The sequence below is a fragment of the Psychrobacter sp. CCUG 69069 genome (assembly GCF_021023115.1).
In the GTDB taxonomy this organism is placed as follows: domain Bacteria; phylum Pseudomonadota; class Gammaproteobacteria; order Pseudomonadales; family Moraxellaceae; genus Psychrobacter; species Psychrobacter namhaensis.
This window is the reverse complement of record NZ_QQAI01000005.1, coordinates 169,625-195,631: the sequence shown is the minus strand read 5'-3', so window position 1 is coordinate 195,631 and position 26,007 is coordinate 169,625. Positions and strand designations below refer to the sequence as shown.

Here is a 26,007-nt window from a genome sequence, read left to right as displayed (position 1 = left end):
CCAAGCGAATGGAGTCACAGCCATCTGCTTTGCGCTTAAATTGTGGCATCAATGGGCGAAGTTGAATCTCTGTGCCATCAGCCAGTTTAAAGAACTTGGGCTTTTTGGGTTTCTTTTTATTCTCTTTTAATCTGGCGTGTACTTTGGGGTCAAAGAATCGTGACCAAGCCAAGGCAAGATCACGTACCTTTTGTTGTAAGGACACGGCATTGGCATGAGTTTTTAAAAAGGCAAAATCAGGGTTGTTCTTTAAGCCAATGATTTTATTAACCAAGTTGGTGGCATTGATAAACTCATTTTTAGCAAACATCTCAAATGAGATTGCCAGCATTTGATTCCAAACAAAACGCGCAGAGCCGACAAGATTATTTAGAATAACCGCCTGCTCTGCATTAGGCTCAAGCCTAAATTTATACGCTTTGTTGATTTTCATAAACGCCCATTCATTTTACTGATTTTAATGTGATTTTTTTAATGTAAGTTCTAAAGTTTATTATAGCTTGTTTCAGTATATAATTTTTATGACTATATAATAAACACTAAGCGAAACTCACCTCTACCCTAATGTCGGGTGGCGCCTCTTTCGCGGTTTTGATAGAGAAAAATAAGGCCTGTGCAAGCAGCCTTGTTTAGACAACGCATCTATCGCGCGCCCTATGATACGTGATTTTTGATACAGACTCAAAATATTCACGTTGAATGACACAAACTAAACCGATAAAAAAAGCACCTAATGACTAGGTGCTTTTTTTCGTTCACTTCTCGTTCATATAATCATTGAGATTACAATCTAAGCCATGAACGTTCATCTATTATATGACTCATAGTAAACGCTGTCTTTATGCGTGTCATACGTTGTTATCAGCGTCCACTTTAAAAGAGTGGCTTAGTTTAAGCGCTCTTTTAAGTTTTTACCAGCTTTGAAGCTTGGTACTTTACTTGCTGGAATGCTAAGCTCTTCACCAGTCTTAGGGTTACGGCCAGTGCGGGCTTTACGGTCTTTTACGCTAAATGTACCAAAACCAACTAGTGAGATGCTATCGCCAGCTTCTAATGCTTCACCAACACTTTCCATAACAGCATTCAATGCATCGCCAGCTTGAGTCTTATTTAGACCACTTTTGTCTGCGATGCTATCAATTAATTCTGACTTATTCATAAAATTTCCTTCAAGTTTAAGGGGGATAATAAACGCTCACGCCAAGTATTGTAACGCTCTCATCGCATTTAAGCAATAAAAACCACCTGACTGCGTATTAACAGGTTTCGCTTTGTTATCGTCTTTATATCAAGGCAGCATAAGGAGCGCAAGCGATTTTACATATTTTTGTCCACTGTACTACGTATTTGACACTCAATGTTACGCAAAGCCTTTGCAACTGTCTGATTAGCTCGCTATTTTAGCTAAGATATAAGGTGTTTTTTGACATAAAACGGTTATCAGTTACCCCTCATAGTCACTAACCCACTGTTTTCATCCATACTAAGCATCAATATTAGTGTGGTTATTGACCATTAAATTATCAGTTAATAATTTAGCAACTGACAGAAACGAGCGTTACTTTTTACTATAAAGGCGTTACTATAAGCAAAATATCACTGCAGAACGGTGGGTAGACTTTAGCCCTTTATTTGCCTTTTGCCTCTGATTTATCAAATAAAAAACGGATTATTTTCATGAAGCGTTCTACGTTGTCTCACTCTTTTCTTAATATTATTTTGGTGTTCATCGAGTCGGCGCTGACACTATTGTTACGTTTGGACCCTGAACTACGTAAAGCTGCCTATCCCCTTGCCAAGCAAGGTACGGTCGTGGCGTTGCGTTTGTATTTGCCCCATGTCGAGATTTTTGCCACCTTTAGCCCCAAAGGTGTCTTACTAGATGCTCAATTGCCCGTGGGCCGTAGTGAACCTGATGTCGTTATTAATGCCTATAGTATCCAAATCATTAATGCGATCACCACTCATGATAGCGAAACCACTGAAAAACTCCAAATGCGCGGTGAGTCTGTTCAGGTGCAATTGGTGAAACAGTTCATCATGCAGCTTGGTCTTGGTAGCTTAATTCAAGGTTTGATTAAGAAATTCAAAGGTGGCAAAGGCAAGCACCAGCCTTCTGAAGCTGAAATGGCGGATAAAAAAGAAAGCTATCAGCTACGTATTAAGGAACAACAGACCCAAATAAACACCCTAACCATCAAAAATCGTGAGCTTGAAACCACGCTAAAAGAACTGCAAAGCAAACAAAAAACCCTAACTATCGTCGCTGTGGTGGCTGTCATTGTTATGATTGGGGCTATTATCGCACTGTTAATGAGTTAGTTTTGACCGTATGATCGTTCATAATTGACTTCTGCTGCTAACGACTGAAAAAAAAGCGCTTAACACTTCTTAAAGGGTGTTAGACGCTTTTTTCTATATTTTCAGGTTTTAGAAGTAAACTTACCTTTGTAGTTTAAAACCGTTAAATTCGCTTTATCCTCTCTTTAGTGCTCTTACCACTCCCACCTTTTATCAGCCATTGTTTTTATCAATCGTGTTAATAAGCTAGATTAACCATTTAACCACACTTTAATCTTGACTAAATTACTCAGGATTAAGTATAATTGGCTTAATCGTTGCACACATCGGGTTAATCATCTGTTGTTTAATAACGATAAGACACAACTTAGTCGCTTTGATATTCATCCAATAGCTTTTAAATGACTTTATAAGCCATTGCGAATCTCATCTGACTAAGATCGTTGTTAAATAAAAATGACATAAAAGTTTGGAGATAACACATGCGTTTGACTACTCGAGGCAGATATGCCGTTACTGCGTTACTAGATTTGGCGTTACAAACCAGCCAACAAGATAGCGCCGTATCCCTATCTGATATAGCCAAACGGCAATCAATCTCGATCTCTTATCTGGAACAGTTGTTTTCCAAACTTCGTAAACGTGGCCTTGTTACCAGTATTCGCGGCGCAGCGGGTGGTTATCATCTAGCAAAACCATTACATGAAATAGATGTAATGAGCATTATCTCTGCTGTCGATGAATCTGTTAATGCAATGCAATGTGAAGGGCGCGGAGACTGTCAAGGTGGTACAATGTGCTTAACCCACGATTTATGGTGTGCGTTGTCTAATCACATTGAGCAGTACTTGAAAAATATAACATTAGCGCAATTATTAGACATGGAAAATGTGCAATCAGTGTCAGAACGTCAGCACACATCCACTAAAGATATTTCTATAAAAGACATCAATACTATTACTCTATCGAACAGCGAGGCAAACCCAGCATGAGCCAACATAACAACCTTATATACTTAGATTATGCCGCCACCACGCCAGTTGCTAAATCAGTAGCGGCTAAAATGAGCGAGTATCTGACTGTAGATGGCATCTTTGGTAACCCAGCCTCACGTTCGCACGGTTACGGCTGGCAAGCGGAAGAAGCGGTAGAAACCGCTCGCGGGCAAGTCGCTGAAGTGATTAACGCAGATCCACGCGAAATCGTCTTTACCTCTGGCGCGACCGAATCTGATAACTTAGCTATCAAGGGTGCAGCCCATTTTTATCAGTCTCGTGGTAAGCACATTATTACCAGTAAAATCGAACACAAAGCCGTACTCGATACTTGCCGTGAGCTTGAGCAAGAAGGTTTTGACATTACCTATCTTGAGCCACAGCCAAGCACTGGTCTGATCTTACCTGAGCAAGTAAAAGAAGCGCTACGTGAGGACACCATTTTAGTGTCACTCATGATGGTAAACAACGAGCTTGGTACGATTACTGATGTCACTGCCATTGGCGAAATCACTCGCGAAGCTGGCGTGGTATTCCACGTTGATGGGGCACAATCGGTTGGTAAAGTAAAAATCGATCTCGAAAAAATGAAAATCGACTTGATGAGTTTCTCAGGTCATAAAGCCTACGGCCCTAAGGGCATTGGCGCCCTATTCGTTCGTCGTAAGCCACGTATTCGCCTGAAAGCAGAACAGCACGGCGGTGGTCACGAACGTGGCATGCGCTCAGGTACATTACCTACGCATCAAATCGTCGGCCTTGGTGCCGCATTTGCCTTAGCCAATGAGCGCTTTGATACAGACCACGCCCATGTTGCCAAACTACGCCAAAAATTGTGGGATGGCCTGCAAGATATCGAAGAGATTTACTTAAACGGTGATCTTGAACATAGCGTCCCTAATATTGTGAATATTAGCTTTAACTTCGTTGAAGGCGAATCTCTCATGATGTCACTAAAAGACTTAGCAGTGTCATCAGGTTCAGCCTGTACCTCAGCGACACTTGAGCCATCATACGTACTGCGCGCTATTGGTCGTCCAGATGAGTTGGCCCACAGTTCCATTCGTTTTAGCTTCGGCCGTTATACCACTGAAGAAGATATCGATACGGTCATCAAGCAAATGCATGAAGCGGTTGATAAATTACGCGCCCTATCCCCACTTTGGGATATGTACCAAGAAGGTGTAGATTTAAACTCAGTCGAATGGGCTGAGCACTAAAAATACAGAATAAAAGAGCAATATGGTTATCAAATATAACCATTACTCCATTCATCAGACAATTAAAGTTAAGTGTTTGACCCCAATTATCGATGAGTAGATAGCGTTTCAAAGTTAATAAGTGACTACTCATCACCTAACTAGGAGAAAACCCCATGGCCTATAGTGACCAAGTTATTGATCATTACGAAAATCCACGCAACGTTGGCAATCTTGATAAAAATGCCCAAAATGTTGGTACCGGTATGGTTGGTGCCCCAGCCTGTGGCGATGTGATGCGTCTACAAATCCAAGTGGATGATAATGGTATCATCGAAGATGCACGCTTTAAAACGTATGGCTGCGGTTCAGCGATTGCTTCAAGCTCACTCGTAACTGAGTGGCTCAAGGGCAAAAGCTTGGATCAAGCTGGCGAAATCAAAAACAACGATATCGCTCAAGAGCTGGCGTTACCACCTGTCAAAGTGCATTGTTCTGTACTAGCAGAAGATGCCATTAAAGCTGCGATTAGCGACTATAAAGGCAAGCATGGCACGGCAGCAGTAACAGAAGAAGCCGCCAGCTAAACCTATTAGCGTATGCGCTATTGTTTTATTAGCAATGCTTTGGTAGCGGTTCATTGAACCGCTACTAATGCTAAAGAGGTGACAATGACGCTTATGTAATTGTCACCTTTTATTTTCTAAACGTTGTTAGCATATTATTTTGGCAAGCTCGTCGTTTTGGTTGCCAGTTTATATAGAATTTTATTGATATTTATTATTGATAGTCAATGGGAGTTGGCATGATTGAAATGACAGAACGCGCCGCTCAGCATGTTCGAGATTTTTTGGACAATCGCGGCAAAGGTGAAGGTATTCGAGTTGGTATCCGTACAGCGGGTTGCTCGGGCTTGGCGTATGTTTTAGAGTTTGTCGATACACCGGACGAAAATGACACGCGCTACGAAAGTCGCGGCGTCAGCATCTTTATTGACCCCAAAAGCTTGGTATATTTGGATGGGTTATTGATGGATTATGAAAAAGAAGGGTTAAACGAAGGCTTTAAATTTACCAATCCCAATCAAAAAGGGGAATGTGGCTGCGGTGAGTCTTTTACCGTTTAAGGTCTACAGTTTACAGTCACTGTGATCAAAACGTCTAATTTTCCCTTCGAGCAGTGATAAACTATTGTGGCTACAGTGGTAGCCAGTATGATAAGCCTGTGCGCAAACATAGCTAGACAAAGAATTTAAAAATAAATAAAAAACAAGGCGTATGATATGACAGACATTACTCCAGAAGCACAGTTTGATAACTTCTTTGCCTTATTTGAGCAACCTGTACAATTTGAAATCCATCAAGAGCGTCTTGATCAACAGCTACGCCTGCTACAAAAGCGTTATCATCCGGATAATGTGGCCAAAAACCTAACAGATACTGCTCAAGCCCAACAGCATTCTGAGCAAACCTCAGCACTAATTAACCAAGCGTATCAAACATTAAGCGCCCCTGATAGTCGTGCTAGCTATTTATTAGATCTAGCAGGTCAAGCGCAAAATGTCGAACACTCCATCGCAGACTTAGATTTTTTAGAAGATGCGATGCAGATGCGTATTGAGCTGGATGATGCCATTGAGGGCAAAGATCGCCAGACCTTAGCACAGTTACATCCGCAGATTGTAGAACGTCTGTCTAAACAGTCCAAGCGTTTTGAGGATGCCTACCAGACCAAAGACTGGCAAACGGCGATTGACGCCACCCAAAAACTAAAATTCTTAGTTAAATTAAATGCTGATGTGACCACGGGTCTTGATGAGGTAGCGACATCTGAACATTCAGATGATGACGATTTGTACGTCTAAACCTCTAACAGCTAGATTCATATGATCAGACCTATCTACCAGCGTTTATGTATGAACATTTTTAACTTATGACTCTTATTTAAACGTCATGGTTAAAATAGTACCAACTATACCGTATAATCTCTTATTTTAAGGCACGCTCAACCGCTACGTTGCTCTGTTTTTAGAGTCAGGTTACAGCCGTTACATGGTCCTAGTACATGTGGTGTATTGGCTTTATTTCACTTATTTATTTTATCTCTGAGTTATCTTATGTCTTTATTGCAAATTGCCGAACCCAATCAAAGCGCCCAACCTCATCAACATCGTTTTGGCCTAGGAATTGATCTTGGTACCACGCGCTCATTGGTCGCGGTGGTACGGTCAGGCAAGGCGCAAGTCTTAGAAGCAAGCTCAAGCGCCGATAATTTACTACCTTCTGTTGTCTATTATCCAAGTACCGGCACACCACTTGTCGGCTATGACGCCCTATCTCACTTAGCGGATGATCCAAAAAATACGATCGTCTCGGCTAAGCGTTTTATGGGTCGTAGCCAAGCTGATATCAAATTCTCTCATCCTTATGAGTTGAGTGGCAGCAAAGCTGATATGCCAGCATTCGTTACTGCTCAAGGTGACATATCCCCTGTTGAAGTCTCAGCGCGTATCTTATCAGCGCTTAAGCAGCGCGCTGCGAGCGCATTACCTGATGACAGCATCGAAGGCGCGGTGATTACCGTACCTGCGTATTTCGATGAGGCCCAGCGTCAAGCCACGAAAGATGCGGCACAAGCGGCTGGTATCAATGTGCTGCGTTTATTAAATGAGCCTACCGCTGCTGCAGTCGCTTATGGTTTGGATCAAACCGATCAAGAGAATGACAAAGAAAGCCATTACCTGATTTACGATCTTGGGGGCGGAACTTTTGACGTCTCTATCTTAAAGCTGACGGATGGTGTTTTTGAAGTACTGGCAACGGGTGGTAATAGTGCACTAGGTGGGGACGATATCGATCGTTTGATCACCAATTGGCTTATCAAGCAGTTAGATATCGATCCTAAAGAGGTGAGCCGTCATGACAAATCGATACTTGCACAACAAGCCAAAGCTTACAAGCAAGCATTGACGGATACGGAACAAGTCAATATTGACATCACGGTTAATGGGCGATCTTATCAAGGAGTCTTAGGCCGCGCCGATATACTGGCTATCATAGAACCCGTTAGCCGTCGTACGCTAAGCGTGTGCGAACAAGTACTGCGTGATGCGAAGCTCTCTGGCGCTGATTTAGACGAAGTTATCTTGGTCGGTGGCTCTACTCGTATGCCTGCCATACAGCAAGTGGTTACTGAGTTTTTTGCCAAACAGCCACTTTGCCGTCTGAACCCTGATGAAGTCGTCGCCTTAGGGGCGGCACAAACCGCACATCAGCTGGTCAATGGCGATAGCGATAGCAATCTACTGTTATTGGACGTAACGCCTCTGTCACTTGGTCTTGAAACCATGGGCGGGCTGGTTGAAGTGCTCATTCCGCGTAATACCCCCATCCCTGTCAAAAAACGTCAAGTGTTTACCACGTATCAAGATGGTCAAACCGGTATGGTTATTCATGTCGTACAGGGCGAACGCGAAACGGTAGAAAACTGCCGCTCACTGGGCCGCTTTGAGCTGTACGGTATCCCACCAATGAAAGCGGGGTTTGCTCGTATCGAAGTAACCTTTAGCATTGATGCCAATGGACAGCTGACCGTCAGTGCGCAAGAGACCACAACCAAAACAGAAAGTAAGATTGAAATTGTGCCTTCATATGGCTTATCAGATGAACAAAAAGAGCAATTACTGGTTGCCGGATTTAAGCACGCAGAAGAAGATAAAAACGCGCGCTCTTTGATTGAAACCAAAGTAGAGGCTGAGCGTGAAGTACTCGCTTTACAGTCTGCCCTGAACGAATTTGCTACTTTACTGTCCTCTGAGGAACAGCAGTCATTGGCAGAGCAGATACAAAAACTACAAACAGCACTTAGTACTGATGACCTAGCTCTTATCGAAGCCGAACAAGCCCAGCTCAAACCGCATAGTGATGCGTTTGCTGCTCGGATTATGAATCAAAGCGTAAAAGCCAGTATGGCCGGTACGAGTGCCCAAGATTGGTAAGTGGATACATTGAGCAAAATAGCTTAGAGCTCGTACTAAGCTGACCTCTTATATTTTTTATTTTTTAAATTGATTAGCATCGGAAAGACAATTTATGCCAAAGATTACTGTACTCCCCCATCATGAGATTTGCCCTGAAGGCACTGAAGTCGAGCTAGAGGCTGGTGAAAATTTGTGTAAAGCTCTCTTAGAAAAAGGTATTAAGGTTGAGCATGCTTGTGAGATGTCAAAAGCATGCACCACGTGTCATGTGGTGGTACGTAAAGGCTTTAATAGTTTAGAAGAGATGGATGATATTGAAGCTGACTTATTGGATCGCGCTTGGGGACTAGAGCCTGACTCACGCTTATCGTGTCAAGTAATGCTTGATGACGAAGACTTAACCATCGAGATTCCTAAATACACGCTCAATCATGCAAAAGAAAATCACTAAACGCTCGTAGCAAATACTACTTAGCTATTTAAGAAAAAGCCAGCTAGTATCATACTAGCTGGCTTTTTTATACCCGATGTCGAAGGCCATTTTTTCAACAGTTACTTATGAACAGCTACTTATGATGATTGTCACTGTGTTTGGCTTCTGCCGCGATAGTCACTGCCACTTTTTCTTGCTCCTGCTCGATACGTTCAAGCGCAAAATTTAAGCGATCCCTAATATCTTGATAGTCATCATCTTTCATGTCTTTAAAATTGAGATGCAAGTTAAAACCCGGTAAGGTGTGGTCAACCCATTTTGATAGATGACCTTTATGCGCATCCGGATCCAGTACTTGCCACGCATTTACCTTGTTATCAAAGCCTTTTAGCTGAAACGCACCCGCATGGTGACACTCATAATTATGGCAGATATAATCGTAGGTGCTTTCACTGACCAATATCTTGTCTTTACCCGCGCTAGCCTCAAGTCTTGCTGCCAGATTGGCCTCTTTGCCAATCAGTGTGTAACTCAGACGATTGTTACTGCCAAAATTGCCAACGTGGCAATAGCCCGTGGTAATACCGATACGTATGTATAATCCCTCAAAACCCATCAAGCGCCATTTTTGTCTTAAGGTACGCATTTCACGGCGCATGTCTATCGCCATTGCCACACAGTCCAGCGCATCTTGACGCGGACCACGACTGTCAGGCTCACCAAAAAAACACACCATACCATCGCCAATGAATTTATCAAGCACCGCACCGTGCTTGTTAGCAATCAAGGTCATACAGTGCATATAAGTATTCAAAATATCGGCTAAATTATCAGCGCTTAAACTATCCGACAGCTCGGTAAAGCCTATTATATCTGAGAACATAATTGTCAGTTTTGCCCGCTTATTGGACACACTCACTGGGCTATCTGCTCTTACAATTGGCTCCCAAACTTGTGGTGGTACAAAACGAGTCAACTTATTAATAACCGAAACCATGGTACTCAGACGCCCTGTTGCCTGTTTAGCACGGACTTTATAACCCGTATACTCTTGATAGACGCGCCGAAACTGACAGAGCACAACCACCATACTGGCCAACAGTATCGTGTTTGACAGCCAACCTTCACCACAGTCCATATCCGCGCCATCTAAGATGGTACTCACATAGTAAAAAACGATGGCCGTCACCAAGGCCACTGTGATTAATTTTAGATAATTTTCAGGGCCACTAATGATGATGCGTATGCCAATCAGAAACACCAAACTGAGGGAGATGACAGGGCAAAACTGGAGCGACCCAACGACTACGGAAAATAAAATAATGACAATATTAGACGTCCAAAAGCTCATTTTGCGCCGATAATTGTAAATAAGAATCATCAAACTCGGTAGAGTTGTGATAACCAGTAGTGCCATTGAGGTGGGCCGAAAATCATAGTGCAAAGCAAGCAGTACGACCGTCAGAATTAAGACAAAAACCTCTGGATAATCAAATCGACAAACTCCTTCATTTTTTGACGGGAGCTTCGGTCTCAGCATGTCTAAAAAAGGCATATGGAGTGTTCGCTTTATCTAGCAGGCTATCGAAAAGACTAAGGTGAATAAGAGTAATATAAGTACATCTTTGGTTTTATGACTGTCATATATAAGACGATCTAATAATACATTATACTTTTTAAATAAGACAAAGCCTAGGTCATCGACAACTAAAAAAGTACCATTTATCATTTAGATAACTGGCTCTCTCCTGCTGTCCCTTATCTATACATCATGGATTCATTTAAAGACGATTAGTGCTGCTGGAGTAAACTTTGCGCAGCCTCTGTCTGCGTAGACGCAGCAAGCAAGTAAAATTTATGCCAGCAAAACGTGACAGTTTTATTGAGGCTGAGTTATAACCTGTCTAAATAAATAACACCAAAAGACAAAGCCAGACACTACTACGTATCTGGCCTCTTAGAAGCTTTCGTATACACCAAAATCAAAGTCGCTATTACTGCCATAGGCTATATGAAGACAATAAAATCAAACTTTAAACATCAAATCAAAAGTCTAAAGTATTATTTCATTTGCCAATCAAACGGCATTTGGTGATGACCACGTAATGCCATCATTAAGGTCTGCTGCATTTGTGCCAACACTTCTTTGGTGTAAGGAACGGCAGGCACGCCCCATACTGGATTTGGCCACTGCATATCGTTTTGATAGCGGACAATATGATGAAAATGCAACTGCGGCACTTGATTACCGAGGGCTGCCACATTCATTTTATCTGCTTGAAAGGTTTTAGCCAGTTGGCTTGACAACCAACTTGATTCGCGCAAAAACTGCGCTTGATCAGCCTCAGATAACTCATACAGCTCTTTAATACCAGACACGCGCGGCACAAGAATCAACCAGGGAAACTGACAATCATTGATTAGGCGACAAGTAGATAATGGAAAGTCACCCACTAAAAAACTGTCGGCCGCAAGTTTATGATGGAGTTGGAACATAATGACGGTTCTCTTGTTATGAATCTTAAATAAAAGGAAATAAAGGCAAAATACAATTAGAGTACGTTAAAAATACAACAGATTGAAGAATAGTGGCGCTATTTTATCAGTTATCCGGCGGATAAAATAGCACCATCACCCATTGTATGGATCGCCTAACTCACTTAGCCAAAATACCCAATACCCAGTTACTGTTACTGTTACCAATCAGTCAAACTAAGCCGACTCTGCCACCATATGCTCACTAAAGTAGCGGAGTAACTCTTGAATCACCGTAACGCGCTGTTGCGGCGTTGCCAGTTTTTTGGCATCTTGATAGCGAATACCAGAGGCGCCATTCATCCGATAGTGCTGTCCATCTTTTTGGATTAGCTTAATAATAGCCAATGCATCGACTGGGGTGTCCGGTGCAAACTCCAGAGTCATACTACTGCTATTGGCATCAATTTTATTAATTTTAAGCGGCTCCGCTTGTAAGCGTAACCCATGAACGGCAAATAGCTGCTTGGTTTGATCAGGCAGAGTACCAAAACGATCAATCATTTCAGTACGTATATCGGTGAGTGCCTCTTTGTCATCGGCGTTGCTGATGCGCTTATAAAACAACAAACGCTGATGGACATCGTGCAAATACTCTTCTGGTATCAGCGCGGAGCTGTGCAGATTAATCTCACTGGTTAGCGACAAAGGTGTACTCAAGTCAGGCTCTTTACCCGCTTTAATTGCCTTCGTAGCACGCTCTAACATATCCATATATAGACTAAAGCCAATCGCCTGCATATTCCCGCTTTGCTGCTTCCCTAGAATCTCACCTGCCCCGCGAATTTCTAGATCTTCGCTTGCCAGCATAAAGCCTGCGCCGAGCGTATTCGCCCGCTCAATCGCATGCAATCGGCGCTTGGCGTCGCCTTTTAGACCTTTAATAGACGGTACGAGCAAATAACAATAGGCCTGATGATGGCTACGACCAACACGACCACGCAGCTGATGCAGCTGAGCAAGACCAAACTTATCAGCGCGCTCAATAATAATAGTATTGGCATTCGGAACATCAATGCCCGTCTCGATAATGGTCGAGCAAATCAACACATTGAATTTTTTATGATAAAACTGCTGCATCACTTGTTCAAGTTGGCGCTCTTGCATTTGCCCGTGGGCAACCCCTACGCGTGCTTCGGGTACAAGCTCACGGATGGTTTCTGCCATACGCTCGATACTGGCAACATCGTTATGCAATAAATATACCTGACCACCACGCAGCAACTCACGTAGGATCGCCTCTTTTAGCAAGGCTTCTGTTTTTTGCATCACAAAGGTTTTAATCGCCAGGCGACGGGCAGGTGGCGTGGCAATGATCGACATGTCACGCATCCCTGAGAGCGCCATATTGAGCGTTCTAGGAATCGGTGTGGCTGTCATCGACATACTATCTACATCGGTCTGAATGGCCTTGATACGCTCTTTATGACGCACACCAAAGCGATGCTCTTCATCGACAATCATTAACCCTAGATTGTAAAACTTTACGTCAGGTTGCAATAACTTATGCGTACCAATCACAATATCAACCTTACCATCAGCCAAATCAGCCAGCACTGTGTCTTGATGCTTTTTGCCACCAAAGCGCGATAACGTCTCGATACGTACTGGCCAATCAGCAAAACGATCTCGGAAATTGTCTTCATGCTGACCTGCCAGCAGCGTCGTCGGTACTAATACAGCCACTTGATAGCCTGCACTAACCGCAATAAAAGCGGCACGCATGGCGACTTCTGTTTTTCCAAACCCTACGTCGCCGCAAATGAGACGATCCATTGGCTGGTTTTGTCTCATATCCTCCATCACTGCATGGATAGCATGGGTTTGGTCGGGCGTTTCTTCAAAGGCGAATTGGCTAGCAAACAGCTCATACTGTGAGCTGTCTATTTTAAAGTGAATACCGACCTTGGCTTCACGACGTGCTTGCATATTCAGAAGCTCTGCGGCAACATCGTGAATTTGCTCTAGTGCTTTTTGCTTTGCCTTGTCCCATTTGCCACTACCAATCTTATGCAGCGGTGCCAATGCTGGATCTCCGCCACTATAGCGATTAATCATTTGCAAATTGGCCACAGGCACATAAATACTGGCATCATCGGCATATTTTAAGTGAATAAACTCTTGCTCACCATCCCCTACATCTAAGGTAATCAAACCATGGTAACGCCCGATACCATGCTCGATATGGACAACAGGACTGCCTTCCGTTATTTCAGTCACGCTCTTGACCAAAAACTCTTCTGACACACCACTTTGGCGGCGGCGGCGCGTTTGCAGAACCTGCCTACCAAATAGCTGCGTTTCACTAATCAACACCAGACGTTCCGGCACATAAACGCCACGCTCAATAGGAGCAACCGTTAAACCGACCTGTGGACGTTGATTATCGTTAAGATCACTAATGTCATCTGCTGCTAAGAAATCCTCAAAGCTATCGTAAGCTTTGATATCAATCTTGCCTTTAAATAACTCAATCAGAATCTCGCGTCGACCCGCTGTTTCAGCAACCACCAACACGGGTGTCACCGTTTGTGCTTGTAGGTTTAAAAACTCTAACAGGGCACTCAAAGGCTCAGCTTTTTGATGGTTCACTGCCAGCTGCGGTGGCTCTTGAGCGCTTAGGGTCACTAACCCTGGTTGGTTATTGGCTGTAAGACGCTCTAGTGCTGCGTTTTCACTGTCTACTGCCGCGACATTAGTCATGGACGCCAGTTCATCACGCGCGCTCAGTATAACGCGTGGGTAACGATTGAGATGCTCATTTAGGGTATTTGATAACAGATATAAAAGCTCAGGGGCAACGATAGGCTTATCAATATCGTGACGGCGCTCTTCGTAGCGGCGCTGGATTTGCGACCAATAGTCTACCTGTTTTTCGTTAATCAACTCATCAGCAATAAACAAGGCATCACTTGGCAAATAGGCAAACAGACTACTCTCTGCCTCCCAATCCTTTAGATCGAAAAAGAGCGGTTGGTAGTACTCGATGCCACTGCTTGCAATGCCTGCCATCACATCTTTATGCAGCTCAAACTTACGACTACTGGCATTTGGAAACATCGCTGCAAAATTGGTACGGAACGTCTCACGCCCTTCATCGAGCGGAAACTCCTTTGCTGGTAGTATTTGAAACTGTGCAATAGGTTTTGAGATGTCTGGCAGTTTATGAAGTAGCGATAGTGACTCTTTCGCCATACTCATATCATTGCCAGTCATCATGGCATTGAGATCCTCAACGGTCAAAGTGCGCTGCGTCTGCGGATTGAAAAAACGGATGGTCTCAATTTCATCATCGAATAAATCTAGACGCAGCGGAAATGGCTGACCCATCGCAAAGATATCAATGATACTACCCCGGACGGCAAACTCACCCGGCTCAAACACATTTTCAACCGCTCGGTAACCTGCTTTTGCTAGTAGTCCACGCTGCGTATTGATATCAAATTGATCGCCAACGCTTAAATCAAAATGTTGCCCAATCAGCCAACTTGGCGGTGCCACGCGGTGCATCAGCGCCTGTACTGAAATCAGCAACACACCTGATGTTGGCATATCCGTCAACAGGTTAATACGCTCGCTCACGATGTCTTGATGCGGGGACAGCTCATCATACGTCAGGGTCTCCCAATCGGGAAACACATAGGCATCGACACCGCAAAATGCCAATTCCGTCTCTATTTGATTGAGCTGATTTTGGTCGCGAGTCACCACGACTTTGAGACGGTCAACCACATTCCATATCGGTGCCTGCATCAAACTTGCCAGCCACAAACTACTGACCGCACCATGCACTGGTGCTAGCCAACGCCGCTGTGCATCTTGAATAGGAAACAACTGCTGGTTAATAGGATCAAACGCGTCAGTCAAAGCAGTGATAGGCATAAAGAATAGGGTCAAAGTTAAGAGTCAGATGGCTATTATACGAATATTTGAGCAATTACCAAAATTTATGCCGTAACGGTTTGTCACTTAGAAATGTCACTTAGAAATGTCACTTAGAAATGTCACTTAGATACGCTACTTAGAAACGCCACTTAGGTTTGTTTAAAAAACCTCAGCCCACGGGTGGCCTGAGGTTTTAGTTTATGTACACGCACTTGATAACAGGAGGTTAGATGAGCGCTTTATCACTGGCGATGATGCCATTATTATCTGCGTAAATAAACATGCCCGAGTTTAGAGTTAAATCACCAAAGCTGATTTCAAGATCCGTTTGACCTTCATCGCGACGAGTCGATTTACGAGGAATACAGCCTAGTGCCTTCACACCAATATCCATCTCTGCCATATCATCAACATCACGCACGCAGCCATACACGACGACGCCAGCCCAGCCATTATCGATAGCGGCTTGCGCAATCATATCGCCCAACAGTGCACAGCGCATCGAACCACCACCATCAACCACCAACACCTTGCCATTACCCTCATTGTCTTTGCCATCACTGTTCAACAAAGATTTAACTCGGCTATTGTCTTCAAAGCACTTTACCGTCACAACTTCACCGCAAAATCTGGTTTTGCCACCAAAACTGTAAAACGACTTGCCTTCAATATTAGGCAAACATACCTGAGATTCAGGATTAGCATCCAATAAGTCACACGTCACAAAATTCTCTTTACTCATCTTTATTGCTTCTGACATGGTAGTCTCCTTGTTGTTAACTGACAGCACGGTTATTAGAAATTTTCCTTCATCATAGGACTAGACTTTTTTCTAGTAGTTAATGTTTTACTCGGGTCATCGCAAGCATCTGCTTATTTTCGATCACATCAACTTGTTGAGTCATCGGCTCAGTGCGGTATTTGTTACGCTCATAAATACCATGCGCACTCATTGCCATCGCACTAGCGACCCGCTTGGCAGAAATAGGATGCAATGACAATGATTCTGAGACTAAAGGGGAGATAAGTTGAAACGCTTTTTGACCAATACTTTCAAGCGGACGGCCTTTATGTTTACCAAGTAGCAGTGAAGGCCGAAAAATAACCAACTGCGTAAAACCTAACGCTATAATAGACTGCTCCGTCTCTGCTTTTACCCGATTGTACAAAAAGCGACTGTCCATATCAGCATTCATTGAAGACAATAAAAAGAAGTTTTCAACGCCTTTTTGTTGACAGAGCTTAGCAAAATTCACGTTATAATCACGGTCAACTTTTCGAAAGGCTTCATCGCTACCAGCCTGCTTTTTTGTGGTGCCAAGGCAGCTAAACGCGTCTGTCTTACGGTCCACGCCAACGCTGGTAAATATTTCAGCCAAGTTGTCAAAATCATTAACCTGATAAAAGCGCATACTCGCATTGATATAGCGTGGCGGACGCCGTGCAATCACAATTAACGTGTCATAAAGCTCACTAAGCTGCTTAACAAGATGCTGTCCTACCAATCCTGTCGCACCAATCACAATTGCTTTTCGCTGCATACCCTATCCACTTATATACGGTTAGAAAACGTCTAATGATGAGAAGATGTGTCTTTTAGCAGACCATCGCTTTAGTATCATACCTAAATTAATAGAGCACTGACGCTATTCTACAGAATTTATTGTAAGAGTTTTTATCAGCTCTGATGTTTTGAAGCCAATAATCTTAGCAGTGACCCTGATAGACACTCTAAAAACGAAACATCCATGTGCCAGCATAACTTCTTTCAGCATTAATCATCAAATATATTGTCCTAAGCGCGATAATTTGCTAAGATAACCGGCTTTACACGTCAACGCTGTTTAATTATTCCAAACAGTTCTGACGCTTGCGATGACCTATTAATATTAGATCGTTTAATATTAGACATCGACATCATATTTGACGAGACGGCTGCTCGTCACCGATGATTGTTAAACCCATTATTGCAATCAACATTCATATTTTATCTGTCTTTATCAAGGAGATACGCGTGGCTAATACTGCACAAGCTCGTAAACGCGCCCGTCAAAACACCAAACGTCGTCAGAACTCTGCGTCACAACGCTCTATGGTTCGTACTTACTTAAAACGTGTTGATGCGGCTATCGCAGCTAAAGATTATGACGCGGCTACCGAAGCTTACAAAAAAGCGGTACCGGTTCTTGATCGTATGGCTGACAAAGGTATTATTCATAAGAATAAAGCTGCTCGTCGTAAGAGCCGCCTAAACAAAACAATCAAAGGCTTACAAGCTTAAGATTTTTAGTGTTTAGACCACATCGTGCTTTAATAGTGAGATGACTAAAACCTTGTCACTGGTTCTAATACTGGGGCAAGGTTTTTTTACGTCTGCTCAAAATACAGCCATTCAAACAATGCCTAACCACCCAAACAATTTTGTAGACATTCTTTTAGTGTGTTTAAAGTTGACATTACGTCCATTTCACTTCTGGAGGCAATAACAATTGATTAGGATGCAAGCCACCTGCACGGTAGCTGTCCAATAAAGAGCTAATCGGCCGTATATACACCTCACCGCGCCATACGAAATGCGCGTTTGCCTGCTCAAAAGGCTTATCATCAAACCACAAAAATACCCCCTCCATCATCTTTGGCCAGTCATTCCAATCAATCTCAATCACGTCAAACATCACCGCTAGAAATGCAGACAGCAAGGTATCATGACTAACCGCAAGCATTAAATGTCCATGCTGGGGCTGGCTTTGATAAAAAAGCGACAAAATATCTAGCCCCCCTTGGTAAGCATTTTTAGTCCCTTCAAGATTGCCTTGTAAGAAGCGATTGATAAAATTAAGCACGCCAATTTCTTTAAACACGGGATTGGCAATTTCAGGCTCAGTGACAAGGCTACCAGGCTCAACCAATAATGACTGATGCGAAATATCACGTCGCAGCCCTGCTCCTTCTTGCATCAGTTGCGCGGTATCAATACAGCGACCAATCGGACTTGAGATACTATCGACATCAAGTGAATACGGCAGATGTCCTGCCAGCCAACGTCCCCAAGATTTCGCCAAGACACGGCCTTTTGGGGTTAGTGGTAGCTGATAACTGGCAAAACCATTCCCATCAGAACGCTCACGAAGGGAGTGTCTGGTAAATAATATCAGCCGTTTATCTTCCGGCAGTAAGCGGACGGAAGAAATCATGCTGTCAGGTAAGTGTGATGGTGCTGGAGCGCTTGGACTGTGACTCGCAAGCTTAGCAGCAGACAACTTGGACGGGGTGGTAATAAGATATTTACTCATGCTAGCAAGCGTAGCAGATTTTTTATCCCGAAAGAACAAAATATAAATTCAGTTGCAATATAAGTATGAGTAAGTCTATTAGATTAGAAAAAGGACGTCTGAACGGAAATCCTATAATACCAATAGTAGCAAAGGCATTTGTACTTATTGGTTTGATTCTAAAAAATATCAACTACTTTATCCCACGCAAACGCTAATGCTGTGCTACTAATCTCGTTAGGATATGCTCGCGGATTAACAATCACCCGTGTCTTACCAATCCGGTAATCAAATGCTTCATGAGTGTGCCCATGTACCCAAAGCACTGGTGCCCAATCCTGATGCATCCAGCCAGACAAATCACTGACGAACGCTGCATTGCTGGGCAGATTGGCATACTTCTCAGACACAGATAGAGGGCTGACACTGTGATGGCTCATCACGACCGTTTTTTTGCCAAGCACTCGCGCCGTTATTAACGCTTGCTGCAGCCACTGGCGCTGCTCAGCATGGATTTGCATCGATACCTCAGGAGAAAATAACTCACTACCGGCATAGATTTGCTTATAATCACGCATAAAGCGTTTAGCTGCAGCCATTGTGTCGTCATTGGCTTGATACTGATAATCCGTCCACAGTGTACAGCCCAAGATGCGTATATCCCCAATATCAATATACTGACACTGTAGCAGTTTAACACCCTGCTGCAACTCATCATTATAGTTGTCCCAAGTCGCTAACTTTTTATCAAAATGCAGCACATCTTCATTAAAGTACTCGTGGTTACCAGCAATAGTAATTAATGGCACTTGTAAGCGTGCTGCTTGCTCTTGTAGCCAAGGCATACCACTGTCACTGTTGGCCGTGTCTCCTGCGACTAACAGCATATCTGCGTCGGTTTTAGGGATCTGCCCCACAGAACGCGACTGCCGTGCATAACTGTCAATATGTAAGTCACTTAAAATCTGTAATTTCATATTGTCCAACGTCATCCAATAATGTCATTATTAAAATTTGAGTATCAAGAAAAACCTTCATCACTCACGTTCCCGTCTAGGAAGTTAAACGTATTTGATGGCGTCCCTCATACTCTCGAGAATGGTATCAGTCTAAATTTAAGTAGTGTAGCAGCTTTTTCTCTACCATCAAAAAGTAAAAAGACAGCGGTTTAGGCTGTCTTTTATTGCTCTATAATAAGTACAACTTACATACTTTGAAGTATTTTCTGCAGTTTAGCAGCGGGGTCTGCGGCTTGGGTAATGGAACGACCAATCACCAGATAATCTGATCCAGCGCTCAACGCCTGTTTTGGGGTACAAATGCGTTTTTGATCGTCAGCACTATCCTCTACCAATCGTATACCAGGCGTGACTAGTTTAAAGTCAGACCCACATAGGGCTTTGAGCGTTTGAGCTTCTTGAGCGGAACATACCACGCCATCCAGACCCGCTTGCTTGGTCAATTGTGCCAATCGACTCACTTGCGTATCCAAACGATCAGGGATGCCCGTTTGCATCAACGCTTTCGCATCCATAGATGTCAGGACCGTTACCGCGATCAATAAGGTCTTAAGATCATTGTCTAACAAACGCTGTTTTGCCAATGACATCGCCTCTAAACCAGCGCTTGCATGGACATTAACCATCCACACGCCAAGCTCAGCGGCTGCTAAAACGGCTTGGGCAGTGGTATTAGGAATATCATGGAACTTTAAGTCCAAAAATACCTCAAAACCACGCTGATGTAGCGATTTAACGATATCTGGGCCACAGCGAGTGAACAGCTCTTTACCTACTTTTAATCGACACAATGTTGGATCTAATTGGTCAGCTAGAGTTAGAGAGGCCTCCATGGTCATATTATCTAACGCGACTATGACTGGAGAAAGGACGGTTTTATTCATAGGGGTGCCACTTTATATCAAGGTTATCAAATTATTATGTATCGACTGCTTGGCAACTGATTCATCCTATCACCAATCAATAATCTCGCTTTTTCTTGGTTAAGGTCGCACCTTCGTCTAGACTGTGTGATGTTTCATCGTGCACATTAGTGGCAGTCGCCCCATAAACCGCTTCCTCTACCGAAGGCGCATTTGCTTGGCGGTCAATAACGACATTGGCTTGTGTCAACTGCTCTTGCAGGTTGGCATTGGCCTTTTGGAGACGGGAGATTTCCCACTTATTCTGTAGCACGCGAAAGATAAGCAATGCTAGTAAAATACCAATGATAATGCCAAGTATCAGACAAAGGATCAGCAGCAACCCTAAATTCATCGTAGGTGCTTGTAAAAATAGTAGATTGACGCCAACTTCGGTATTATTTGCCAACACCAAACCAAGGGCGTAAGCAAAGCTTAAAAACAGTAAGACAAACAGTAAAAATCGCATGAGAGGGATACCTCGGTTTGGAGTGTCATTTGTATGTTGAAGTTAAAGCCATACAGAAGCCGCTGATAAACCAGATTAATACTGGTTTTATCTCATTACCGCTTATGACTACTAACTGTTTGCAACTTTATCATTGACTGCTTCACGTAGCGCTTTACCTGGCTTAAAGTGTGGAATGGCTTTCGCGGGTACGGGTACGCTTTCTCCTGTTTTAGGATTGCGGCCCATGCGAGCACGGCGATGATGTAGACAAAAACTGCCAAATCCGCGAACTTCCACCCGACCATCATTGGCTAACGTGTGGGTCATTAGGTTTAATATTTCACGCACTGCATCATCGACCACGGTATCAGTCACATTTTCGCAGTTCGCACTCAGATTACTAATAAATTCAGACTTGTTAATCGTTTGCTGCATTATTACGCTTGCCTTGTTGATTGCTGGATAAGATGATTATGAATCAGACTTTTTTTTCAGTCACTGCGCTTAATTAGCGATTTTTTAAAAACTATTTTTAAACACGTAAGTACCTTAGAATCATAAAAAGAAAACTTCATAACTCAAACAATACTACGGTCTTAAATAATCTGTGATTCACATCTCGTTACTCAATGTACGAAATGATAGCGGATATTATCGTAAATGGAAATAAGAGTTTACCGGTTTAGGCAAAAACCTTACCGATTAACCACCGGATCAAAATTTAGTCACAAAAAAAGCGACCGGAGTCGCTTTTTTCACATTATTTTATATCAATAAGGTATCGCTTACTGCATTTGTTCTTTGATCAAGTCACCAATGGTTTTTGGCTGAGCATCAGAACCTGCTGCTGCAGTCGTGTTGGTGCTACCAAGATCTTTAATCGCTTGACGCTCTTCAGCTTCGTCTTTCGCTTTGATAGACAAGTTGATGTTGCGTGTTTTACGATCAACACTGATGATTTTCGCTTCAACGTCATCACCAACAGACAGATGCTTAGTCGCATCTTCAACGCGGTCACGCTGAATCTCAGAAGCGCGTAGATACGCTTCAACTTCGTCAGCAAGCTCGATAGTAGCGCCTTTAGCATCTACTTCTTTTACTTTACCATTTACGATAGCACCTCGGTCGTTACCGACTAGGTACTCGTTGAATGGATCAGAGCTTAACTGCTTCACGCCTAGGCTGATACGGTTGGCTTCTGCATCTACAGACAATACCATTGCTTCAACGGTGTCGCCTTTGTTGTAGTTACGGATAGCGTCTTCGCCAGTTTCGTTCCAAGAGATATCAGATAGATGAACAAGACCATCGATACCACCGTCTAGACCGATAAAGATACCAAAGTCAGTGATTGATTTGATCGTACCAGTGATTTTATCACCACGCTCATGTTTCTTATCAAACTCATCCCATGGGTTAGCTAGAGTCTGTTTAATACCTAGGCTGATACGGCGACGTTCTTCGTCGATATCAAGAATCATTACTTCAACTTCATCGCCCACTTGAACAACTTTTGATGGGTGGATGTTTTTGTTGGTATGATCCATTTCTGATACGTGTACTAGACCTTCGATACCTTCAGAAATCTCAGCAAAACAACCATAATCAGTCAAGTTAGTTACGCGAGCTTTTACCACGCTACCCACTGGGTAAGTACCGCCAACGTTGTCCCAAGGATCCGTACCAAGTTGTTTTAGACCTAGGCTTACGCGATTGCGCTCACGGTCAAACTTCAATACTTTAACTTTTAGGTCTTGACCAACTTCAACAACTTCAGATGGATGCTTGATACGGCGCCATGCCATGTCAGTGATATGCAATAGACCATCGATACCACCTAGATCAACGAACGCGCCGTAATCAGTAAGGTTCTTAACGATACCTTCGATCTCGATGCCTTCTTCAAGTTTGTTCAATAGCTCTTCGCGCTCAGCTGAATTTTCAGCTTCCATGACGGCACGGCGGCTAACAACAACGTTGTTACGCTTTTGATCAAGCTTGATAACTTTGAATTCTAGCTCTTTGCCTTCAAGATGCGTCGTATCACGGATAGGACGTACATCTACCAATGAACCTGGTAAGAATGCGCGTACTGAACCGATATCTACCGTGAAACCGCCTTTAACTTTACTTGAGATAATACCTTTTACGATCTCATCGTTGTCAGCGATTTTTTCAAGGAAGTTCCAAGTTTCAACGCGTTTGGCTTTTTCGCGTGACAGTAGGGTTTGACCCATACCGTTATCAACCGCTTCAACTACGACATCAACGCTATCGCCAACTTCAACTTCAAGTTCGCCTTCTTCGCTTAAAAACTCTTCACGAGCGACGATACCTTCAGATTTAAGACCAGTATCTACTGTGATCCAATCGCTATCGATGGCCACAACAGTACCTGTAATAACCGAGCCACGCTCGATATCCAGGCCCTGCTCTTCAATGCTCGCTTCAAATAGTTCAGCAAATGATTCCATTATGTCTACCTTTGTATAGCCGTATCCTGTCCAGCACAGTACGGATCAAATTTATGACTGCATAAAACGAGAATACTGGTTTTATATCTTACGCAGTCATATAAAAAAACGTTTGTTGCTAATAAGCGAATGATTGAACAAACTCACTAGCAACAAGTGTCTTATGTAAGCTCTTTTTGCTTAGTCAAACTGAGTCTCTACGCTGTGGTTTGAAAAAAGCTCAAGTCTAACAGTATGATTTTATACTAAAAACCCCGCCTATGCTAAGCTTTTTAGTACTTACTATGTTGTTTTTATTAACTATTAAAACAAATACCTTGATCTTGGCAATGTTTTTTAACTTGTTCATAAACCGTATTTGCATCTAATGTTGAGCTATCGAGCAGCAGCGCATCTTCTGCAGGTTTTGATGGGGCCGTTGTCCGGTTCTCATCGCGTTCATCACGGGCTTTAATCGTGGTTAAAATCGCTTCAAAATCGGCTGTTTGACCAGCATTTAGTAGCTGAGTCACACGGCGCTCGGCCCGCGCCTCCGCATTAGCTGTCAAATAAACCTTAACATCAGCGTCTGGAAACACGACCGTACCCATATCACGCCCATCAGCGACGAGTCCTGAACGGGTTGCCATATCTTGCTGCAACTTTAGCAGAGCCTGGCGAACTGTGGGAAATACCGCTATCTGGGAGGCATAACCACCAACCGTTTCGTTACGGACTTGCTCACCTACTGCCTCACCGTTCACCAGTATATCGACACGACCTGACTCGTTGTTAGGCACAAAGGCGATCTCTAAGCTTTGTGTTAACGCTAATACCGCTGTCTCATCAATAGTTTGGTTGGTATCGGCAGTGATCAACCCAGCTTCAAATGCTTTGAGACCTACGATACGATAGAGGGCGCCTGAGTCTAGCAGTTGATAATTTAGAGCTTGGGCCAAGCGCCACGTCACTGTACCTTTACCGGCGCCACTTGGCCCATCAATACAAATAACAGGATAACGCAATGGCTTTACTTGGCTAGTATCATCACTATTAAGTGGAGTGTTATCAGCTGTAGAAACGGTCATAATACTCACTTAATAGTAGGCGTACTTATACGGCTGCTTGTAGGCTAGTACCAGCACGATATCCATTTATTGATCAAATACTTGACAGCAAATTAAGAAGCTCGCTACCAAATAGTGCAGTATTATAGCAAATAAACCTGCCCATCACTAGCCACAAGACCAATATCTTGTTAATTACTTATGTTGTTTTTCTTTTTGGCAGCTTGTCGGCGTTCACGGAAAAACGCCTTAAGTATCTGACTGCTATGCTCACGACACAAGCCATGATGCACGCTGATTGTATGATTATAAAACGGCTGTATTGACAAGTCCATCTGACTACCAACCATGCCGGCCCGAGGCTCGCTCGCCGCATACACTAGCCTATCAACACGTGCGTGAATCAGAGCACCAATACACATGGTACATGGCTCTAAAGTCACATACAAAGTCGTCTGCAAGGGTAAGCGATAGTTTTTTAAACGGGCGCAAGCATCCCTTAGGGCTACAATTTCGGCATGGGCAGTCGCATCATGGCGGCCAATCGGTTCATTGAAGCCTTGACCGATAACCTGCTGATTATGTACCAGTATAGCGCCTACTGGCACTTCGCCAAGCTCAGCACCTTGTTTGGCCAACTTAAGGGCTTCTTGCATCCATTTTACATCTTGAGGTAACCAAAAGGTACAACTCTCAAGCCTTAAGGGCGTTAACGGGTCAGCCATTAATTGCTGCGGCTGTAAATTAAAAGGAAGAGTGTTTATCATTTACTGTGGTAACTGCCAATCAATCGGCTTTTGCCCATGCTGCCGCAAATAGTCATTGGTTTTAGAAAAGGGTTTGGTACCAAAGAAACCACCACGGTTAGCAGCAAGTGGCGATGGGTGTACCGCTGTCAAGATCAGGTGCTTATCTGTGTTGATATATTTACCCTTCTTCTGTGCCTTGCTACCCCATAAGATAAACACGGTATGCTCTGTTTGTTCGTTAACCACATCAATCACCGCATCGGTAAACTGCTCCCAGCCTTTATTCTGATGGCTGTTGGGCGCTCCCTCTTGTACCGTCAGTGAGCTATTCAATAGCAAAACCCCTTGCTGCGCCCAGTAAGTCAGATCGCCGTGCGCCGAGGGCTTGATACCAATATCGTCTGCCATCTCTTTCAATAAATTGTTAAGTGAGGGCGGCTTTGGTATGGCTTTGGGCACAGAAAAAGACAACCCCATTGCCTGCCCTGGACGATGATACGGATCTTGCCCTAAGATAACCACTTTTACCTGTGATAAAGGCGTTAAGTTAAAGGCATTGAACATCAGCGGTGCAGGAGGATAAATACTCTCATCTGACTGATAAGCATCCTTTAGAAATTCCCGTAGATCATCCATATTATGGGAGGTTAACTCCTCTGCTAGTGCTGTTTTCCAATCCTCGGGCAGGCGGACATTGTCTAAAATCGCCTGCTTTTGCTCTGAGGTCTTCGTCGTCTTTTCGTCAAACAACTCCATACTGTTTCCTT

The 26,007-nt window shown here is 43.4% G+C and carries 25 protein-coding genes; 9 read left to right on the top strand and 16 right to left on the bottom strand.

Annotated features, from left to right (window positions below; translation table 11 throughout):
• Together DVY93_RS05645 and DVY93_RS05640 are read right to left on the bottom strand one after the other, a co-directional pair.
• A partial coding sequence (locus DVY93_RS05645; RefSeq protein ID WP_230709680.1) for a helix-turn-helix domain-containing protein occupies window positions 1–433 on the bottom strand: 433 nt, incomplete at its 3' end.
• A 453-nt stretch (window positions 434–886) separates the two neighbouring features.
• Window positions 887–1,159: an HU family DNA-binding protein gene (locus DVY93_RS05640; RefSeq protein WP_045445077.1), complete on the bottom strand. Its 273-nt coding sequence runs from the start codon at window positions 1,157–1,159 to the stop codon at window positions 887–889.
• Window positions 1,160–1,677: 518 nt separating this feature from the next.
• Here DVY93_RS05640 and DVY93_RS05635 point away from each other — a divergent pair.
• The 8 genes from DVY93_RS05635 to fdx all read left to right on the top strand — a co-directional run bounded on the left by DVY93_RS05635 (window position 1,678) and on the right by fdx (window position 8,925).
• The gene (locus tag DVY93_RS05635) at window positions 1,678–2,322 is read left to right on the top strand and encodes a hypothetical protein (RefSeq protein ID WP_198334484.1); all 645 of its coding nucleotides are present in this window, start codon (window positions 1,678–1,680) and stop codon (window positions 2,320–2,322) included.
• A 461-nt stretch (window positions 2,323–2,783) separates the two neighbouring features.
• The gene (locus DVY93_RS05630; protein WP_193005361.1) at window positions 2,784–3,293 is read left to right on the top strand and encodes an Rrf2 family transcriptional regulator; all 510 of its coding nucleotides are present in this window, start codon (window positions 2,784–2,786) and stop codon (window positions 3,291–3,293) included.
• Window positions 3,290–4,516: an IscS subfamily cysteine desulfurase gene (locus DVY93_RS05625; protein WP_230709677.1), complete on the top strand. Its 1,227-nt coding sequence runs from the start codon at window positions 3,290–3,292 to the stop codon at window positions 4,514–4,516. Before DVY93_RS05630 ends, DVY93_RS05625 begins: the two co-directional genes overlap by 4 nt.
• A gap of 155 nt (window positions 4,517–4,671) precedes the next feature.
• Window positions 4,672–5,082, top strand: coding sequence for a Fe-S cluster assembly scaffold IscU (gene iscU / locus DVY93_RS05620; protein WP_193005359.1), 411 nt, complete (start codon window positions 4,672–4,674; stop codon window positions 5,080–5,082).
• A gap of 218 nt (window positions 5,083–5,300) precedes the next feature.
• A complete protein-coding gene (gene iscA, locus DVY93_RS05615) occupies window positions 5,301–5,621 on the top strand; it encodes an iron-sulfur cluster assembly protein IscA (protein WP_021814983.1) in 321 nt (106 codons plus the stop codon).
• Between the two features lie 156 nt (window positions 5,622–5,777).
• Complete coding sequence (hscB, locus tag DVY93_RS05610) at window positions 5,778–6,359, top strand: Fe-S protein assembly co-chaperone HscB (RefSeq protein WP_193005358.1); 582 nt, start codon at window positions 5,778–5,780, stop codon at window positions 6,357–6,359.
• A 252-nt stretch (window positions 6,360–6,611) separates the two neighbouring features.
• Window positions 6,612–8,492: a Fe-S protein assembly chaperone HscA gene (hscA, locus tag DVY93_RS05605; protein WP_230709676.1), complete on the top strand. Its 1,881-nt coding sequence runs from the start codon at window positions 6,612–6,614 to the stop codon at window positions 8,490–8,492.
• A gap of 94 nt (window positions 8,493–8,586) precedes the next feature.
• Window positions 8,587–8,925, top strand: coding sequence for an ISC system 2Fe-2S type ferredoxin (fdx, locus tag DVY93_RS05600; RefSeq protein ID WP_193005356.1), 339 nt, complete (start codon window positions 8,587–8,589; stop codon window positions 8,923–8,925).
• Between the two features lie 115 nt (window positions 8,926–9,040).
• On the opposite strand, the gene DVY93_RS05595 is transcribed toward fdx, so the two are convergent.
• From DVY93_RS05595 to DVY93_RS05575, 5 genes are all read right to left on the bottom strand, one after another.
• Window positions 9,041–10,462 carry an adenylate/guanylate cyclase domain-containing protein gene (locus DVY93_RS05595; RefSeq protein ID WP_230709673.1) on the bottom strand — a complete coding sequence of 474 codons (1,422 nt, stop codon included), beginning with the start codon at window positions 10,460–10,462 and terminating at the stop codon, window positions 9,041–9,043.
• Window positions 10,463–10,968: 506 nt separating this feature from the next.
• Window positions 10,969–11,403, bottom strand: a complete 435-nt coding sequence (locus DVY93_RS05590) for an HIT domain-containing protein (protein ID WP_193005354.1) — start codon at window positions 11,401–11,403, stop codon at window positions 10,969–10,971.
• A gap of 216 nt (window positions 11,404–11,619) precedes the next feature.
• The gene (gene mfd, locus DVY93_RS05585) at window positions 11,620–15,324 is read right to left on the bottom strand and encodes a transcription-repair coupling factor (RefSeq protein ID WP_230709672.1); all 3,705 of its coding nucleotides are present in this window, start codon (window positions 15,322–15,324) and stop codon (window positions 11,620–11,622) included.
• 229 nt (window positions 15,325–15,553) lie between these two features.
• Window positions 15,554–16,069 (bottom strand): ribonuclease E activity regulator RraA, encoded by a 516-nt coding sequence (gene rraA, locus DVY93_RS05580; protein WP_193005363.1) that lies wholly within the window; start codon window positions 16,067–16,069, stop codon window positions 15,554–15,556.
• A 97-nt stretch (window positions 16,070–16,166) separates the two neighbouring features.
• Window positions 16,167–16,868 carry an NAD-dependent epimerase/dehydratase family protein gene (locus DVY93_RS05575; RefSeq protein ID WP_193005352.1) on the bottom strand — a complete coding sequence of 234 codons (702 nt, stop codon included), beginning with the start codon at window positions 16,866–16,868 and terminating at the stop codon, window positions 16,167–16,169.
• A 473-nt stretch (window positions 16,869–17,341) separates the two neighbouring features.
• On the opposite strand from DVY93_RS05575, the gene rpsT reads away from it, so the two are divergent.
• A complete protein-coding gene (gene rpsT, locus DVY93_RS05570) occupies window positions 17,342–17,608 on the top strand; it encodes a 30S ribosomal protein S20 (protein WP_010200097.1) in 267 nt (88 codons plus the stop codon).
• 175 nt (window positions 17,609–17,783) lie between these two features.
• Here the strand turns inward: rpsT and DVY93_RS05565 are convergent, their stop codons facing one another.
• The 9 genes from DVY93_RS05565 to DVY93_RS05525 form a co-directional block, all read right to left on the bottom strand.
• Window positions 17,784–18,620 (bottom strand): histidine phosphatase family protein, encoded by an 837-nt coding sequence (locus DVY93_RS05565; protein ID WP_193005351.1) that lies wholly within the window; start codon window positions 18,618–18,620, stop codon window positions 17,784–17,786.
• A 158-nt stretch (window positions 18,621–18,778) separates the two neighbouring features.
• The gene (locus DVY93_RS05560; RefSeq protein ID WP_226949410.1) at window positions 18,779–19,576 is read right to left on the bottom strand and encodes a metallophosphoesterase; all 798 of its coding nucleotides are present in this window, start codon (window positions 19,574–19,576) and stop codon (window positions 18,779–18,781) included.
• A 227-nt stretch (window positions 19,577–19,803) separates the two neighbouring features.
• Window positions 19,804–20,502 (bottom strand): orotidine-5'-phosphate decarboxylase, encoded by a 699-nt coding sequence (pyrF, locus tag DVY93_RS05555; protein ID WP_193005349.1) that lies wholly within the window; start codon window positions 20,500–20,502, stop codon window positions 19,804–19,806.
• Between the two features lie 76 nt (window positions 20,503–20,578).
• Complete coding sequence (locus DVY93_RS05550; RefSeq protein WP_193005348.1) at window positions 20,579–20,989, bottom strand: lipopolysaccharide assembly protein LapA domain-containing protein; 411 nt, start codon at window positions 20,987–20,989, stop codon at window positions 20,579–20,581.
• 111 nt (window positions 20,990–21,100) lie between these two features.
• Window positions 21,101–21,406, bottom strand: coding sequence for an integration host factor subunit beta (locus tag DVY93_RS05545; RefSeq protein ID WP_193005347.1), 306 nt, complete (start codon window positions 21,404–21,406; stop codon window positions 21,101–21,103).
• 350 nt (window positions 21,407–21,756) lie between these two features.
• Window positions 21,757–23,445 (bottom strand): 30S ribosomal protein S1, encoded by a 1,689-nt coding sequence (rpsA, locus tag DVY93_RS05540; RefSeq protein ID WP_193005346.1) that lies wholly within the window; start codon window positions 23,443–23,445, stop codon window positions 21,757–21,759.
• A gap of 296 nt (window positions 23,446–23,741) precedes the next feature.
• Window positions 23,742–24,512 (bottom strand): (d)CMP kinase, encoded by a 771-nt coding sequence (gene cmk / locus DVY93_RS05535; RefSeq protein ID WP_230709670.1) that lies wholly within the window; start codon window positions 24,510–24,512, stop codon window positions 23,742–23,744.
• A gap of 170 nt (window positions 24,513–24,682) precedes the next feature.
• Window positions 24,683–25,258, bottom strand: a complete 576-nt coding sequence (gene tadA, locus DVY93_RS05530; protein WP_230709669.1) for a tRNA adenosine(34) deaminase TadA — start codon at window positions 25,256–25,258, stop codon at window positions 24,683–24,685.
• The gene (locus DVY93_RS05525; protein WP_193005343.1) at window positions 25,259–25,996 is read right to left on the bottom strand and encodes a uracil-DNA glycosylase; all 738 of its coding nucleotides are present in this window, start codon (window positions 25,994–25,996) and stop codon (window positions 25,259–25,261) included. It lies immediately after the preceding gene.
• Window positions 25,997–26,007: the final 11 nt, after the last annotated feature.

Bases quoted from the DNA above. Each gene is read 5' to 3' on its own strand.
- DVY93_RS05545 (WP_193005347.1), bottom strand. From the start codon at position 21,406: ATGCAGCAAACGATTAACAAGTCTGAATTTATTAGTAATCTGAGTGCG.
- DVY93_RS05630 (WP_193005361.1), top strand. From the start codon at position 2,784: ATGCGTTTGACTACTCGAGGCAGATATGCCGTTACTGCGTTACTAGAT.
- iscU (WP_193005359.1), top strand. From the start codon at position 4,672: ATGGCCTATAGTGACCAAGTTATTGATCATTACGAAAATCCACGCAAC.
- DVY93_RS05595 (WP_230709673.1), bottom strand. From the start codon at position 10,462: ATGCCTTTTTTAGACATGCTGAGACCGAAGCTCCCGTCAAAAAATGAA.
- rraA (WP_193005363.1), bottom strand. From the start codon at position 16,069: ATGAGTAAAGAGAATTTTGTGACGTGTGACTTATTGGATGCTAATCCT.
- tadA (WP_230709669.1), bottom strand. From the start codon at position 25,258: ATGATAAACACTCTTCCTTTTAATTTACAGCCGCAGCAATTAATGGCT.
- DVY93_RS05550 (WP_193005348.1), bottom strand. From the start codon at position 20,989: ATGCGATTTTTACTGTTTGTCTTACTGTTTTTAAGCTTTGCTTACGCC.
- cmk (WP_230709670.1), bottom strand. From the start codon at position 24,512: ATGACCGTTTCTACAGCTGATAACACTCCACTTAATAGTGATGATACT.
- pyrF (WP_193005349.1), bottom strand. From the start codon at position 20,502: ATGAATAAAACCGTCCTTTCTCCAGTCATAGTCGCGTTAGATAATATG.
- hscA (WP_230709676.1), top strand. From the start codon at position 6,612: ATGTCTTTATTGCAAATTGCCGAACCCAATCAAAGCGCCCAACCTCAT.
- DVY93_RS05560 (WP_226949410.1), bottom strand. From the start codon at position 19,576: ATGAAATTACAGATTTTAAGTGACTTACATATTGACAGTTATGCACGG.
- fdx (WP_193005356.1), top strand. From the start codon at position 8,587: ATGCCAAAGATTACTGTACTCCCCCATCATGAGATTTGCCCTGAAGGC.
- hscB (WP_193005358.1), top strand. From the start codon at position 5,778: ATGACAGACATTACTCCAGAAGCACAGTTTGATAACTTCTTTGCCTTA.
- DVY93_RS05625 (WP_230709677.1), top strand. From the start codon at position 3,290: ATGAGCCAACATAACAACCTTATATACTTAGATTATGCCGCCACCACG.
- rpsA (WP_193005346.1), bottom strand. From the start codon at position 23,445: ATGGAATCATTTGCTGAACTATTTGAAGCGAGCATTGAAGAGCAGGGC.
- DVY93_RS05635 (WP_198334484.1), top strand. From the start codon at position 1,678: ATGAAGCGTTCTACGTTGTCTCACTCTTTTCTTAATATTATTTTGGTG.
- mfd (WP_230709672.1), bottom strand. From the start codon at position 15,324: ATGCCTATCACTGCTTTGACTGACGCGTTTGATCCTATTAACCAGCAG.
- DVY93_RS05640 (WP_045445077.1), bottom strand. From the start codon at position 1,159: ATGAATAAGTCAGAATTAATTGATAGCATCGCAGACAAAAGTGGTCTA.
- DVY93_RS05565 (WP_193005351.1), bottom strand. From the start codon at position 18,620: ATGAGTAAATATCTTATTACCACCCCGTCCAAGTTGTCTGCTGCTAAG.
- DVY93_RS05575 (WP_193005352.1), bottom strand. From the start codon at position 16,868: ATGCAGCGAAAAGCAATTGTGATTGGTGCGACAGGATTGGTAGGACAG.
- iscA (WP_021814983.1), top strand. From the start codon at position 5,301: ATGATTGAAATGACAGAACGCGCCGCTCAGCATGTTCGAGATTTTTTG.
- DVY93_RS05590 (WP_193005354.1), bottom strand. From the start codon at position 11,403: ATGTTCCAACTCCATCATAAACTTGCGGCCGACAGTTTTTTAGTGGGT.
- DVY93_RS05525 (WP_193005343.1), bottom strand. From the start codon at position 25,996: ATGGAGTTGTTTGACGAAAAGACGACGAAGACCTCAGAGCAAAAGCAG.